This is a genomic window from Methylovirgula sp. 4M-Z18, from assembly GCF_037890675.1.
GTDB lineage: Bacteria > Pseudomonadota > Alphaproteobacteria > Rhizobiales > Beijerinckiaceae > 4M-Z18.
In genome coordinates this window covers 3,018,085-3,032,365 of record NZ_CP149574.1, presented here as the reverse complement: position 1 = coordinate 3,032,365, position 14,281 = coordinate 3,018,085, and the positions used below count along the sequence as shown (strand labels likewise).

Below are 14,281 nucleotides of genomic sequence, written 5' to 3'. Positions count from 1 at the left end.
CGCGACGCCGCCGGGCGCCTTTAATGCGCGCCCGGCCATAGCCTTGTCGATCGAGATCCAGAACGCCTCGAATGGTCAGGTGACCCGACCGAGGCGGTGATACAGATTCGAATATTTGACTGATTGCGGAGTGTCTTTCACTTCCTTCATGTAGTGCGTGATCGCCATTCTGATGAGTTCGAAATCCTCTTGCGAAAAGACTGCACGTGCCCGTTGGGGCTCCTGGGGTTTCGGTGCTTCAAGGGTCTTGGACATAATGCCTCCGCTGGTGCTGTGTCGTTAGTCGAATTGCTGTTGGCATTGGGCGGTGGTGGTCCACCGCGCATTTTTTCAATCACGCGGCGAACTGATTCATCGTGTTGTGTTCGCCGGCCGCCTTCAGCGCTGCCTCGCCGGAGAAATACTCCTTGTGGTCGTCGCCCAAGTCCGAACCCGACATGTTCTGATGCTTGACGCAGGCAATGCCTTGGCGGATTTCCTTGCGTTGGACATTAGCGACATAGCCGAGCATGGCTTGATCGCCGAAATATTCCTTGGCGAGGTTGTCGGTCGAGAGCGCCGCCGTGTGGTAGGTCGGCAACGTGATGAGGTGGTGGAAAATCCCGGCGCGTTGTGACGCATCGCGCTGAAACGTCCGGATCTTCTCATCCGCCTCGGCCGCTAGCGGCGTGCTGTCATAGTCTTCCGCCATGAGTTTCGCGCGGTCGTAGCCAGAGACGTCCACGCCCAGCTCCTTCCAAGCATCGAACACTTGCTGACGGAAATTGAGCGTCCAATTGAACGACGGCGAGTTGTTATAGACAAGTTTCGCATTCGGAATGACATCGCGAATCCTGTCAACCATGCCCGCGATCTGTTCGATATGCGGCTTCTCTGTTTCGATCCAGAGAAGATCAGCACCGTTCTGGAGCGCGTTGATGCAGTCCAAGACGCATCGATCGGCGCCCGTGCCTTCACGGAATCGGAACAGGTTCGAGCGTAGCCGCTTCGGGCGCAACACTTTCGCGCCGCGGGTGATGAGGACCTCGCCGTTCGTGTGCTCGCCTTGTGCAACTTCATCGCAATCAAGGAATGAGTTGTACTGATCGCCGATGTCGCCTTCGCTCGCACTGAATGCGATCTGCTTTGTCAGCCCCGCGCCAAGCGAGTCCGTGCGCGCGACAATGATACCGTCGTCGATGCCAAGTTCGAGAAAAGCATAGCGGCAGGCGCGGATCTTGGCGACGAAATCCTCGTGCGGCACCGTCACCTTGCCATCCTGGTGGCCGCACTGCTTCTCGTCGGAGACCTGGTTTTCGATCTGCAGCGCGCAAGCGCCGGCCTCGATCATTTTTTTGGCCAGCAAATACGTCGCTTCCGCGTTGCCGAAACCGGCGTCGATATCGGCAATGATCGGAACGACATGGGTTTGATGATTGTCGACCTGACGCTGCAATTGCGCTTCGCGCGCCCTGTCGCCAGCCGCGCGCGCCTTGTCGATGTCACGAAAGAGCATGGCGAGTTCGCGCGAGTCCGCTTGGCGCAGGAACGTATACAGCTCCTCAACCAGAGCGGGGACGCTCGTCTTTTCATGCATCGACTGGTCCGGCAGCGGTCCGAATTCCGAGCGCAGAGCCGCGACCATCCAGCCCGACAGGTAAAGGTACCGGCGCTCCGTCGAACCGAAATGTTTTTTAAGCGAAATGACTTTCTGCTGTCCGATAAATCCGTGCCAGCAGCCGAGCGACTGCGTGTACTTGCCCGGGTCTTGGTCATACGCCGCCATGTCCTTGCGCATGATTTTCGCCGTGTAGCGCGCGATGTCTAGGCCAGTCCGGAAGCGATTTTGCAGCCGCATTCTGGCAACGGCCTCGGGGGTGATTCCGGTCCAATTCTGGTTTTCCTCGATGAGCTTATCGGCCTCACCGACAAGGGTCTGATACGACATTGTTCCTCCAAACGTCTCATGTTGCGGTTGCGAGGGACTAAACGCCTGTTTGGTGCGATGCGGGAGGTCCTCTGATGTCACTCTGTCAAACTTTACAAATATTGGATGTAATGTTGTAATGATGTCATGGACAAGCACGGCGTCTATCTCGGACCCCGACTGCGGCGTCTTCGCCGCGATCTTGGGCTGACTCAGGCAAATATGGCGGCGGATCTTGACGTCTCGCCCTCCTACATCGCGCTCATGGAGCGGAACCAGCGGCCCGTGACGGCGGAGATCCTGCTGAGGCTTGCCAGGGCCTATAAGGCTGATTTCTCTGACTTTGCCGACGAAACAGGGCCCGATTTGATCGTTCGGCTCGAAGAGGTGATGCGCGACCCGATTTTCTCGGACATCGATGTCATGCCTTTGGAGATTGCCGACGCTGTGCACAGCTTCCCCGGCCTGGCGGAGGCCATGCTCCGGCTGCACACGGCTTACAAGGAAAATCAATTTGCCCTCGCGGATCGGCGACAGGAGACGCTCGCGGATGGTGTCGCTGTCCCAGGCGACCCAGTCGCCGCCGTGCGCGGCTTTCTTGCCGCGCGCCGCAATTGTTTTCCCATTCTCGATGCCGAAGCTGAGCGATTGGCCGCGAAAGTGGCGGATGCCGGGGGGCTGGTCAGCTATTTTAAACAACGGCATCAGTTGCGTGTGCGGCGGCTGCCCGTCGATGTTATGACCGGCTCGCTGCGGCGCTTGGACTGGCACCGAAAGGAGCTTTTGCTGGACGAGGCGCTCGATCCGGAAAGCCAACAATTTCAGCTTGCCCAGCAGCTCGCCTACCTTGAATTCGCGGAAAACATGCGGAGCGTCGCGCAGGAAGGTAATCTGGAGGGCGAAAGCGCCCGCCGCCTCGCCAATCGGGCGTTGGCCGCCTATTGCGCGGCGGCCATCATCATGCCCTATGCGGCATTCGCCAAAGCTGTCGAGGCGCGCCGCTACGATATCGAGGCTCTCTCCCGGCAGTTCGGAACGAGCTTCGAACAGACGGCCCATCGGTTGACCACACTCCAAAAACCGGGCCACGAACGCGTTCCATTCTTCTTCATCCGCGTGGACGGCGCTGGAAACGTTTCCAAGAGGCTCAACAGCGGCACCTTTCCCTTCGCGCGACACGGCGGCGGATGTCCACTTTGGACAGTCCATCAAGCCTTCAAGACGCCGGGCAAGATTCTGACGCAGTGGCTCGAATTGCCGGATGGCCAGCGCTTCTTTTCCGTTGCGCGGACCGTTGGTGCGGGAGGCGGCGCTTTTGAAGCGGTGCGCATGGAACGTGCCGTCGCGCTCGTGTGCGAAGCGAAGCATGCGGAACGCTTGATCTATAGCCGCGAGCATCCAGACCCGATAACTGCAACGCCGATCGGCATCACGTGCCGCCTGTGCCACCGCATCACGTGCATTGCGCGTTCCGAACCGCCGATCGGTCGCCAGATTCTCCCGGACGATTACCGTCGTACAGTCGCGCCCTTCGGGTTCTCCGATATGTGATACCAACGGTCACTCTTCGCGACCATTGTTATGAAATGAAATCTCGCGAAATTTTCTCTCGCGTAATCCGCGACTTCTGCCATTTTGTCATAAATCGCTGGTACGGCGAACGCGAATGATTTGCGAACAGCGTGGCAGGCACATGTCTTACGCGGGTTTAGGCCGCCTCGTTGCGGTTGTCGGCCCCTCCGGCACCGGCAAGGATTCCTTGATTTCCGCTGCGCGGGTGCGCTTGGCGGATGACCCGCGGTTTTGCTTTCCGCGCCGAGTCGTGACGCGCTCGATGCATGACGCGAGCGAGGACCATGACAGCTTGAGCGAAGCGGAATTCGCGCAAGCCGCGCGCGGCGGGCAGTTCGCGCTCGCCTGGCAGGCGCATGGCTATCACTATGGCATTCCCGTGCGGGTCTTGGACGAGGTGGCGGCGGGCCGCATTGTCACCGTGAATGTGTCACGCACGATGATTCCACAAATCGAAGATTTGTTCGCGCGCGTTCTCGTCGTGCATGTATCGTGTGATCCGGACATTCTGGCGCGCCGAATCGCCGCGCGGGGACGGGAGGATGCCGCCGAAATCAAGCGCCGTCTTGCGCGCGAGGCGCCGCTCAGCGTAACGAATGCCACGCTCGTCCCGTTGACCAACAATGGCACATTGGAGGAGGCTGCAGCCCGTTTCACCGCAATTTTGAGCAGCGCCTGATATCGAGTCGGAGCGGTTAGACAAGCGCCTCGACCGTTCCGATCTTAAGCGGCGCGCGGGCGATGATGCGAAACCGCTCCGTCGGCGAAGGCTGCTTGAAAAGCGCAAGGTCACGAAGCGTCACATAGGGGACGGAGACTTGCTCCGCATAGGCTTGCGTGAGCAGTTGCAAGGCTTCCGCGCGCTCTTCCGGATGCATCGGTCCGGTCAAGGTCATATGAAAGCGAAATTCCTCGAAGACGTAAGGATAGCCGTAGAGGTCGAGATATTTGATCTGCGTGGCAGTCAGCGGCGATTGCAATCGGCGATTTCGATCCGCAGCGGTAAGCGGTGCGCGGTAGGGTTCGAAATATCGGGTCACCGATGCGGCCAGATCCTGTACCGCTTGACTTGGCGCCGCGAAGGCAAGCGCGATGAATGGCCCCAGCGTCTTCACGCACAAGTCGGGCGTCTTCACGGCGATGGTTTGGGCGGCAAAGTCGCCGACAGCGGCCATCAGCTCCCTCTCGGATCTTCCCTCCCGCAAATGGAACGGCGCCTTCAGCGTGGCGTGAAAGCCATATTTGCGTGGGTCGGACGTCACCTCATGCCAAGGCTTGCCGCTAAGCTCCGGCAGGCGCCGCGGCAGGTCCGTACCGCTTTGCGCATCGTAGCCCAGCACGCCGGAGCCAAAATGCCAGAGTGGGTCGGTCGTTGCGGGCGCGTAATAGATGGCGTATCGCGGCTGGGTCATGTTCAGAACGCCAAAGTGCCATTGGACCAGACATTCGCGACGACGGGCGTGCTGCCGAGCGCGCGGAAGCGCAGGATATCGGCGCGCAGGCCCGGCTTGAGATGGCCGCGGTCGCGCAAGCCGACCATGTCGGCGACGTTCCGAGTGACCATGCCCATCGCCTTGGTGAACGGAAGGCCATAGGCATTGTGCAAGGTGAGTACGGCTTGCAGCAGGCTTGCGGGCACATAGTCGGACGAAAGGCCGTCGAGAACGCCGAGCGTCGCGAGCTCCGCGGCGGAGACGCCGCCGGAATGCGAGCCGCCGCGCACGACATTGGGCGCGCCTGCGATCGTGGCAAGGCCCGCCGCTTTCGCGGCTGTTGCTGCTTCCACGGTTGTCGGAAACTCCGAAATCACGGCGCCGCACGCGACGCCTTCCGCAACATCCTCTTCGGTCGTGTCGTCATGGGTGGCGATAGCAAGATCGCGTCCCTCGAACAAGGCCAGCAGAAGCGGCAGATTCTTGCGATGGTTTTCGGCGCCGACCGCCGTATGCAGTGCGACATTCTCCTCATATTCGGCAACGGTCTTTTCGCCGCCGCCGACATAGAAGCGCTTGAGATCATCGAGGTTGCGCCATTGCCTTTGCCCCGGCGTATGATCCATGAGCGACAGCAGCCGCACGAGGTCGTTGTTGACATAGGGTTCGACATCGCTGAGCAATTCGTCGCCGCTCAATTCGCAGCGCAGGTGAATTTTGTGATCGATGCGAAACGCCTGGACCGCAACGCCTTTTTCAACAGCATCGATCACATGCCGGAAAATGTCGCGCCGGTAATCCTTTTGACCGAAGACAGAGCCGATACAGATCGAGTCGTAGACGGTGGTCACGCCGGCCGCCGCCATTTGTGCATCATGGGCGAGCGCTGCCGCGAGGCCATCGGGCCAGAAGACGCCGGGGCGGGGCACGAAATGCTTCTCCATATTGTCGGTATGCATTTCGACGATGCCCGGCGTGACATAGTCTCCGCCGACATCCTGCGCCTGCGGCAGGGAACTCAGGCCCGTATCGACGGCCTGGATGCCGGCCTTGTCGAAGACGATGGTGCCGGTGCGGACTTCGTCTTCCAAAACGAGTTGGGCGTTGGTCAGAATCGTGGTCATGCGGCGGCCTTGTAATGGGTGAGATTGAGATAGCGCGTGGCGATACGTTCGCGCACCGCTTCGTCATGAAAGATGCCGACGATTGCCGCGCCCTGTCGCCGCGCGTCGCGAATGAGATCGACGACGACATCGCGGTTGGCGGCATCGAGCGACGCGGTCGGCTCGTCGAGCAGCATGATCGGCGCCGGGTCGGCGAAGCTGCGGGCAATGTTGACGCGCTGTTGTTCGCCGCCCGAGAAGGTCGCAGGCGCGAGCGGCCACAGACGTTCCGGCAGATTGAGACGGGTGAGCATGCCTTGCGCGCGTGCCGTCGCCGTTGCGTCGTCCCAGCCGCGGGCGAGCATCGGATCCTTGACGATGTCGAGCGTCGACACGCGCGGAATGACGCGCAGGAACTGACTGACGAAACTCATGGACGTGCGGCGGATGTCAAGCACACGCCGCGGCGTCGCCGTGACGATATCGATCATCTCATCGCCGTGTCGCACGAATACATGTCCTTGGCTCGGGCGATAATTGCCATAGAGAATGCGCAACAGGCTTGATTTGCCGACGCCGGACGGACCGCTCAGAATCACCGCTTCGCCGCGTTCGACAGTGAGATCAACCTCGGCAAAGACGGGCAATTGCACGTGATTCTGATGGTGCATCACAAAGCGTTTCGACAGGCCTGTGGCCTGCAGCATGATCGTCATGGCAATCTTCTCGCTCTTCTTCGTGACAGGCTGATTACGCCGCCAGAACGGCGGAGGTCAGCAATTGTGTGTAAGCGTGATGCGGATCGTCGAGCACTTGATCGGTGAGGCCTTCCTCGACGGCAATGCCATCCTTCATCACCATCAGCCGGTCGGTCAGCAGGCGTGCGACGGCAAGATCGTGGGTGACGATCACGGCCGCAATGCCGAGATCGCGCACCAGCACGCGCAGCAGATCGAGGAGCCGCGCTTGGACCGAGACATCGAGCCCGCCCGTCGGCTCGTCCATGAACACCAGGCGCGGCTGCGAGACGAGCACGCGGGCGATCTGCAATCGTTGCTGCATGCCGCCGGAGAATTGGCTCGGATGATCGTCGATGCGGCCCGCGCTGATTTCGACCCGTTGCAGCCAGTCGAGGGCCGCCGTGCGGATGGCACCGTAATGGCGTACGCCTTGGTCCATCAGGCGTTCGCCGATATTGCCGCCGGCACTGACATCCATGCGCAAGCCATCGCGCGGGTTTTGATGCACGATGCCCCATTGCGTGCGCATCATGTGCCGCCGCGCCGGTTCGGACAAAGCGAAAATATCGGTCAGCGTGTCATTCGCGCGGAAGCGAACGGCACCGGCACTCGGCATGTCGAGACCGGCGAGGCAGCGCAGCAAAGTCGATTTGCCGGACCCGGATTCGCCGACGATTCCGAGCACTTCGCCGGGCCAGAGCGTGAAGGAAATATTGTGGCAGCCGACGCGTGCACCGTAAAATTTGCTCAAGTGCTCGACCTGCAGCAAAGGCTCAGCGTCGGAGCCGATCCATGGCCGTCCGGTCATCGCTCGGTCTCCTCTTTGGCGAGATAGTGCAAGTCTTCGGCGTCGGCAAGTTGCGCACCTTTATGGCCCGCGGCGCGGCGGCCGGTGCAATAGTCGGTGTCTGAGCACACGAACATCCGCTTGCCGCGATCGTCGACGATGACTTCATCGAGATAGCTGTCGGCAGCATTGCACAAAGCGCAAGGTTCGTTCCATGTCTGCACCGTGAACGGATGATCCTCGAAATCGAGACTGCGCACCTCGGTGTGAGGCGGAATGGCATAGATGCGCTTTTCGCGGCCCGCCCCGTATAGTTGCAGTGCCGGCATGCGATGCAATTTCGGATTGTCGAATTTCGGAATCGGCGACGGTGACATGACGTAGCGGCCGTTCACGAGCACCGGATACGAATAGGTCGTCGCCACATGGCCGAAGCGGGCGATGTCCTCATAAAGCCGCACATGCATCGAGCCATATTCGCTCCAGGCGTGCATCTTGCGTGTTTCGGCTTCGGACGGTTCGAGCTTGCGCAAAGGTTCTGGCTGCGGCACTTGAAAGACGAGAATCTGCTGCTCGGTGAGCGGCTGTTCCGGCACGCGGTGGCGTGTCTGAATGATGGTCGCCTCGCCCGTTGCCTCCGTGGTCGCAACGCCGGTGACGCGCGCGAAGAAACGGCGGATCGAGACCGCATTGGTCGTGTCGTCGGCACCCTGATCGATGACTTTCAAATGATCGTTGGGGCCGATCAACGCCGCAGTGATCTGAATGCCACCGGTGCCCCAGCCGCGCGCCAGCGGCATTTCGCGGCTGCTGAACGGCACCTGATAGCCGGGAATGGCCACCGCTTTCAGCAAAGCGCGGCGGATCATGCGCTTGGTCTGCTCGTCGAGATAGCCGTAATTATAATCCGGATCATGTTTCTGCGCGGCTTGCGCGGCGGGCACGCTCGTGTTCATGCATCTGCCTCCAGCTTGGCCCCGACGCCGCGTTCCTGCTGCTCACGGCGGATCTTGCGCAGCAACTCGAGCTCGCCTTGGAAATCGACGTAGTGCGGCATCTTGAGATGTTCGACGAAACCGGCGGCTTCGACATTGTCGCAATGGTAGAGGACGAATTCCTCCTGCTGCGCAGGATACTCCGCGCTTTCGCCATAGGAGCCCGCTTTGAGCGCGCGGTCCATGATCGCCATCGACATGGCCTTGCGCTCGGCATGCCCAAACGCCAGCCCGTAGCCGCGCGTGAATTGCGGCGGCACGTCCTTGCCGCCTTGAAACTGATTGACCATCTGGCATTCGGTGATGGTGATGTCGCCGAGGTCGACGGCAAAGCCGAGTTCCTCGGGCACGAATTCGACCGCTACGTCGCCGAGACGAATTTCGCCGGCGAAAGGATGGTTGCCGCCAAAGCCGCGCTGGACCGAATAGGCGAGGCCGAGCAGGAATCCCTCGTCGCCGCGCGCCAGAGTCTGCAGGCGCACGTCGCGTTCGGCGGGAAATTCGACCGGATCGCGGGTCAGATCAAAGGGGCGCGGGTCGCCGTCCGGAGGGGTCTCGGGTTCCATCAGGCCCTCTTCGCCCAGAATGTCGGGCACGCGCGGCATTGCCTCTTTGATTGTGGCATCCGCGTCCACGCCTGCCGTGCCGAGCGATTGAACCGGCCATGCCGGTTGCTCCGCCAGAAGCGTAAAATCGAAGAGGCGGTGGGTGTAATCGTAGGTCGGGCCGAGCATCTGGCCGCCCGGGAGATCCTTGTAGATCGCCGAGATGCGGCGGTGAATGGTCATCTGCGCCGTGTCGAGCGGCGCGGACGAGCCGACGCGCGGCAACGTCGTGCGATAGGCGCGCAGCAGAAAGGCCGCCTCGATCGCATCGCCCTGCGCCTGCTTCAGCGCGAGCGCGCCGAGGTCCTGATCGTATAGCGAGCCTTCGTTCATGACGCGCGCAACCGCAAGGCTCATCTGCTCGCGGATTTGCGCGACGCCGAGCTCCGGTACGTCCGGATCGCCGCGCCGTTTCGTGGCGATCAAATCATGGGTCGCACGGATGGCGGCCTCGCCGCCTTTGACCGCAACATACATTATGCGGCTCCTTTCGGCATGGAGATCTGGGTCGAACGCGGCAGGCCGAAAAGCCCGTCGCCCGACGCGAAGAGAAAATCGACGCCCAGGGGAAAGCGCGCTTGATTGGCGGCCGTTTGTGCCCAGAAATCGGCAGGCAGGCCTTGCGGCGCGGCAATCGCGGACCCGTCAATGCCAGGCCCGCGCAGCACGACCGGTTCGCCGCCGTCGAGCGAAGAGCACAGAAGGATCAGCGTTGCCGCCCGGTCGGGATAGCGGTCCTCGCCGGAATCGAAAGCGCTGAGTGGCGGGTTGTCTGCCGCCCCGTCGAGAAGGGCGAAACGCGCCTCGGCGACGTTGCGCGCCACGCGTGCGCCGGTATGGAAGGTGAGCCAGCGCGGCGCGGCGCCGGCGCTGAGCGCGGCCGGCCACCAGACCGGTGTCTCGTGGTCGGCAAGGGTCAGCAGCATTGCCGCCGCCGCGAGGGGAAGCTCGTCCGGCGGCTGGAGCCGCAGGTCGTTGAGCGCGAAAATCCGGCCGGGCGTGGAGAGGGCGCCGAGAACCGCGCGGAAGACTTTCTGCGCGTCGAAGACGGGCGCGGCAAAGCCTTGCGTCAAATCCTTCTGCGTCTCCATCAGCCGTCGCCTCGTACCAGGGTGAAGAAATCGACTTTCGTCGCAGCGGCTTGACGCCGGTCCTCGGCGCGCGCCGCCTCCTGTCGCGCGGCCAAGGGGGCGACGGTCTCGTTGAGCAAAACCTCTTGCCGCTCCGGCGCCTGCAGCAGGGCATCGAGCAAGGCGGCGAGGCGCGCTTTGCGCTTGTCGCGGCCAAGCGCGTAGGAAAAGCCGACCTGACCCTCGTCGAGTCGGACCACACAGCGCGTCAATGTGGCCTCGCCGAGATTGAAGCGCTGGCCGCTCCCGCCGGTCCGCCCCTCGACCATCAGCGTGGCGCATTCTGGCGCCTTCAACATCTGATGGGGCGGCTCGCCGCCGAGCCGATGGAAAATGGCCTCCAGTTCCGCCTGGGTGGCGCGCGCCAACACCGCCATCCAGCGCTGGCGCGGGGTCCTGTCGGGTGGGGACACAGCGGTCATTGACAGCTCCAAGTCCGGATCTTAAAACGCCAAAAGGTCTAGACCTTTCGAGTAACGTCTTTATGACACAGGACGCCCCGGCAGAAAAGCCCGTTCCGAATGGAGGCGGCATTCCCCCATCCGGCGCAGGGCCGGCTTGGAAGACGATCGCCGATACGCTGCTCGCACGGATTCGCAGCGGCGAACTCGCTGAGGGCGATGCGCTGCCGACCGTGCTCGATCTTGCCGAGGCCCATGGCGTCAACCGCCATACGGTGCGCCGCGCCTTTCATCATTTGCAGGAGCAGGGCTTCATTTCGGTGGAGCAGGGGCGCGGCAGCTTCGTGCGCCAGCGCCCGCTCCTCTATCGGCTGGGGCGGCGCGTGTCGTTCAGCGCCAACTTGCGCGGCGCCGGCATTGCCGCATCAAACCGTCTCTTACTGAACGCGCGTTCGATCAGCGCGCAGGCCGATGTGGCGGCCGCGCTCAAGCTGCCGTCCGGTACATCCGTCTGGCGGTTTCAAACCCTGAGCGCTGCCGATGCAAAGCCCGTTTCCTTTTCAATCCACCACGTGTCGGCCGCGCGCTTTGCGGGCTTGCCGGAAGCCATCGTGCGCGCTGGCGCGTCGATCACCGCCATGCTGAAATCCTACGGCATCGAGGATTATGAGCGCCTGTCGACGCGCATTCTCGCGCGCGGCGCCGGCAAGTCCGAGGCGGCGCGGCTGGACATCGCCGTCGGTGCGCCGATTCTTGTGTCGATCAGTATCGACGGGCTCGGCGATGGCACGCCGCTGCATCTGGTGGAAAGCGCGTTCAATCCGGAGCGCATCGAGTTCTTGCTGGCGCGCGAGGGGTTTTGAGCACGGTCGTTCAGACGACCGGCTTGTCGCCGATGATGGCGAAGCGCAGCCGCGTGGAAATCACATCGACCATTGCGACGATCACGAGCAGCATCAGGATGAGAAACGCCACTTGCTGCCATTCGTCGGTCTTGATCAGTTCCGACATATAGGAGCCGATGCCGCCAGCACCGACGATGCCGATCACGGTCGCCGAGCGGATATTGGACTCGAAGAAATACAGCATCTGGCTCGCAATGACCGGCAGAACCTGCGGGATGAGGCCGAGCCGCACCGCCTGCAGATGCGAGCCGCCGGTCGACATCACGCCTTCGCTCGCCTTCCTGTCCGTCGCTTCCATCGCCTCGGAAAACAATTTGCCGAAGCCGCCGAGATCGGAGCACATGATCGCGAGAACACCGGCGAAGGGGCCAAGGCCGACGACTTTGATCCAGATCAGCGCCCAAACGAGCGTATCGATGCCGCGCAATGTATCGAGGCTGCGGCGCGTCAGAAAGCGTAAAATCCCGCTGGCCATGACGTTGCGCGCCGCCGCCAGGCTCAAGGGAAAAGCAAGCACCGCCGCAAGCAGCGTGCCGAGCAGCGAAATCGCCAGCGTTTCGCCGAGCGCGTAAGCGAAGAGGCCGAAGCGCTCCCACGTTCCGGGGTTCGGCGGCAGCATCAGGCGCGGGATCATGCCGAGACGACCGAGGCCCGAGACGATCCGCTCCGGCGAAAAATCGAGATGCGCCAGGCTGAACAGCAGAAGGGCGGCAAGACCGGCGGGAACGAGGACCGCACCGGCGCGGCGCCGCCAATTCGGCGCGAGCAGCGCGGCGTGCCGGGCGCGGACGGCGGCAAGATCGGGGAAGCGGTTTACGTTGGGCGCCATCATTTCACCCCAGCAGCCGATGCCGCAAAATCTCGGTCGCATAATCGATCACCATCACCGTCACGATGATGAGGATCAGGATTGCGCTGATGTCCGAGTAGTAGGATTTTTCGATCGCTTCGTAGAGCGTCATGCCGATGCCGCCGGCGCCGACGAAGCCCAAGACCGTCGCGCCGCGCACGTTCACCTCGAAGCGCAATAGCGCATAGCTCACGAAATTAGAAAGCACCTGCGGCAGAACGCCGAAGCGAATTTGGTGAAACCACGAGCCGCCGCTGGCGGCAATGCCATGCAGCGGTTTCATGTCGATGTTCTCGACCACTTCGGAAAACAGTTTGCCCAAGGCGCCGGTGGTGTGCACCATGATCGCGAGGACGCCGGGCAGGGGGCCAAGCTGAAAGGCCCAGACGAAAATCAGCGCGAAGACGATGTCGGGCACCGTGCGGAGAAATTCGAGCAGGCGCCGAATGCAGAAGCGCAAGGGCGCCGAGCGCACGAGATTTTTCGTCGCGAGGAAACACAGGCAAAACGCGCCGATCGCGCCGACGAGCGTGCCGGCATAGGCCATCAGCAATGTGTCTCCGAGCAGCAGCAGCCATTTTTTCAGGCCCCAAAACCATTCGCCCGGATCGCTGAACACCCATGGCCCGTCCTGCAGATGGGCCATCTGGTTGAAATAGTCGGTGAAATAGCCGATCCGCCGCACGAGCTTAAACGGATTGAGTTCCGCCATCCAGCCGGCTGCGGCCATGAGGCAGATGAGGACGAGGCCGCCGAGCAATGTCACGCGGCGCTTGGCGGCGACGGCCTGTTGATAGGCTTGCATGAGCGCCCGCGCTTGCGGCTCGGGCAGCGTGGCGATGGTCTGCGGCAATCTGTGCTGTCCTTTTAAAGCCCGCTGCCACCGGGCAGCGGGGCTTCTGGAGCATCGGAACGGACGTGCTTTAGCCGTTCTTCTTGCGCAGGCCGTCGATGAACTTCACCAGGTTCACGACGGGTTCATAGGCGCTGTGATCGACCGGCTGGAACGGGTCGTCCTTGCCGTCGGACAATTTGGCGTAGGCGTCTTTGTCCTTGGTGGCCGCTTCGAGGAAGGCTTGTTTGATTTTGGCCTTCAGATCTTCGGGGAGGCTGTCGAGATAGGCGATGGGCGAATTCACGATGATGTCCGACTTATAGATGATGCGGAAATCGTCCTTGTTCACCATGCCCTTCTTGGCCATGCGGGTCAGGTTGGAATCATCGTCGCTGTTCCACCAATTGGCGGCGACATCGACAGTGCCTTGCTGGACGGCCAGAACGGCATTTTCATGGCTGCCGGTGTAGACGACCTTGTTGAAATACTTGTCCGGATCGATGCCCATTTTATCGAGGACGAAGCGCGGCACGTTATTGCCCGAGGTCGAGTTCGGATCGACGAGGCCGAGGTTCTTGCCCTTGAGATCGGCGACGGATTGATAGGGCGAATCCTTCTTCACGTAGAAGACCGAATAATAGCCCTTGATGCCGCCGCTGGAGACTTCGATCACGAAGGGCGTGATCTTCGCGCCGGTGAGATAGGCGCGGGCGTAGGATGCGGGGCCATACCAGCCGACATGGATCTGTTCCGATTTCTGGCCTTCGATGAGGGCTGCATAATCCTGCACCACGCGCAAGGTGACCTTGGTGCCGATCTCGCGGCTGAGATAGGCGCAGAAGGGCGTGTAGCGCTCCACGGTTCCCGAGGCGTTTTCCTCCGGAATGATCGCGAAGATGAGCTCCGGATATTTCGCTTTCCACTCCTGCGCGAAAGCGGAACGGAAGGCCGGCGCGATGAGGCCCGCGGCCAAGCTTGTCATCATGATACGACGATTGATCATAACATCCTCTTTGATG

16 protein-coding genes are annotated in these 14,281 nt (G+C 61.7%); 3 read left to right on the top strand and 13 right to left on the bottom strand.

Going from position 1 to position 14,281, the window contains the following annotated elements:
• Window positions 1-75: 75 nt before the first annotated feature.
• Window positions 76-255: a hypothetical protein gene (locus V9T28_RS14020; protein WP_116399538.1), complete on the bottom strand. Its 180-nt coding sequence runs from the start codon at window positions 253-255 to the stop codon at window positions 76-78.
• A 79-nt stretch (window positions 256-334) separates the two neighbouring features.
• Window positions 335-1,927 carry an isocitrate lyase gene (locus tag V9T28_RS14015; protein ID WP_116399537.1) on the bottom strand — a complete coding sequence of 531 codons (1,593 nt, stop codon included), beginning with the start codon at window positions 1,925-1,927 and terminating at the stop codon, window positions 335-337.
• A 126-nt stretch (window positions 1,928-2,053) separates the two neighbouring features.
• Between V9T28_RS14015 and V9T28_RS14010 the strand changes: the two genes are divergently transcribed.
• Both V9T28_RS14010 and phnN read left to right on the top strand, forming a co-directional pair.
• Window positions 2,054-3,457, top strand: a complete 1,404-nt coding sequence (locus V9T28_RS14010; RefSeq protein WP_116399536.1) for a helix-turn-helix domain-containing protein — start codon at window positions 2,054-2,056, stop codon at window positions 3,455-3,457.
• Between the two features lie 142 nt (window positions 3,458-3,599).
• Window positions 3,600-4,157, top strand: a complete 558-nt coding sequence (gene phnN / locus V9T28_RS14005) for a phosphonate metabolism protein/1,5-bisphosphokinase (PRPP-forming) PhnN (RefSeq protein WP_158554725.1) — start codon at window positions 3,600-3,602, stop codon at window positions 4,155-4,157.
• Window positions 4,158-4,173: 16 nt separating this feature from the next.
• Here the strand turns inward: phnN and V9T28_RS14000 are convergent, their stop codons facing one another.
• From V9T28_RS14000 to phnG, 8 genes are read right to left on the bottom strand one after another with little or no spacing between them, the layout of a single operon-like run.
• Window positions 4,174-4,890 carry a DUF1045 domain-containing protein gene (locus tag V9T28_RS14000; RefSeq protein ID WP_116399534.1) on the bottom strand — a complete coding sequence of 239 codons (717 nt, stop codon included), beginning with the start codon at window positions 4,888-4,890 and terminating at the stop codon, window positions 4,174-4,176.
• A gap of 2 nt (window positions 4,891-4,892) precedes the next feature.
• On the bottom strand, window positions 4,893-6,035 hold the full coding sequence (locus tag V9T28_RS13995; RefSeq protein ID WP_116399533.1) for an alpha-D-ribose 1-methylphosphonate 5-triphosphate diphosphatase: 1,143 nt from the start codon (window positions 6,033-6,035) through the stop codon (window positions 4,893-4,895).
• Entirely contained in the window at window positions 6,032-6,730 is a 699-nt protein-coding gene (gene phnL / locus V9T28_RS13990; protein ID WP_116399532.1) for a phosphonate C-P lyase system protein PhnL, read from the bottom strand. Before phnL ends, V9T28_RS13995 begins: the two co-directional genes overlap by 4 nt.
• 34 nt (window positions 6,731-6,764) lie before the next feature.
• Complete coding sequence (gene phnK / locus V9T28_RS13985) at window positions 6,765-7,562, bottom strand: phosphonate C-P lyase system protein PhnK (protein WP_116399531.1); 798 nt, start codon at window positions 7,560-7,562, stop codon at window positions 6,765-6,767.
• A complete protein-coding gene (locus V9T28_RS13980; RefSeq protein WP_116399530.1) occupies window positions 7,559-8,497 on the bottom strand; it encodes an alpha-D-ribose 1-methylphosphonate 5-phosphate C-P-lyase PhnJ in 939 nt (312 codons plus the stop codon). The genes phnK and V9T28_RS13980 overlap by 4 nt, the downstream gene beginning before the upstream one ends.
• Window positions 8,494-9,618: a carbon-phosphorus lyase complex subunit PhnI gene (locus V9T28_RS13975; RefSeq protein ID WP_116399529.1), complete on the bottom strand. Its 1,125-nt coding sequence runs from the start codon at window positions 9,616-9,618 to the stop codon at window positions 8,494-8,496. Before V9T28_RS13975 ends, V9T28_RS13980 begins: the two co-directional genes overlap by 4 nt.
• Window positions 9,618-10,232, bottom strand: coding sequence for a phosphonate C-P lyase system protein PhnH (gene phnH / locus V9T28_RS13970; protein WP_116399528.1), 615 nt, complete (start codon window positions 10,230-10,232; stop codon window positions 9,618-9,620). The genes V9T28_RS13975 and phnH overlap by 1 nt, the downstream gene beginning before the upstream one ends.
• Window positions 10,232-10,693, bottom strand: coding sequence for a phosphonate C-P lyase system protein PhnG (gene phnG, locus V9T28_RS13965; protein ID WP_116399527.1), 462 nt, complete (start codon window positions 10,691-10,693; stop codon window positions 10,232-10,234). Before phnG ends, phnH begins: the two co-directional genes overlap by 1 nt.
• 62 nt (window positions 10,694-10,755) lie before the next feature.
• Between phnG and phnF the strand changes: the two genes are divergently transcribed.
• Window positions 10,756-11,535: a phosphonate metabolism transcriptional regulator PhnF gene (gene phnF, locus V9T28_RS13960; protein WP_116399526.1), complete on the top strand. Its 780-nt coding sequence runs from the start codon at window positions 10,756-10,758 to the stop codon at window positions 11,533-11,535.
• Between the two features lie 10 nt (window positions 11,536-11,545).
• Here phnF and phnE (V9T28_RS13955) read toward each other — a convergent pair whose 3' ends face one another.
• From phnE (V9T28_RS13955) to phnD, 3 genes are all read right to left on the bottom strand, one after another.
• Complete coding sequence (phnE, locus tag V9T28_RS13955; RefSeq protein WP_116399872.1) at window positions 11,546-12,406, bottom strand: phosphonate ABC transporter, permease protein PhnE; 861 nt, start codon at window positions 12,404-12,406, stop codon at window positions 11,546-11,548.
• 4 nt (window positions 12,407-12,410) lie between these two features.
• A complete protein-coding gene (gene phnE, locus V9T28_RS13950) occupies window positions 12,411-13,280 on the bottom strand; it encodes a phosphonate ABC transporter, permease protein PhnE (protein WP_245423928.1) in 870 nt (289 codons plus the stop codon).
• Window positions 13,281-13,350: 70 nt separating this feature from the next.
• Entirely contained in the window at window positions 13,351-14,265 is a 915-nt protein-coding gene (gene phnD / locus V9T28_RS13945; protein WP_116399525.1) for a phosphonate ABC transporter substrate-binding protein, read from the bottom strand.
• Between the last annotated feature and the right edge of the window lie 16 nt (window positions 14,266-14,281).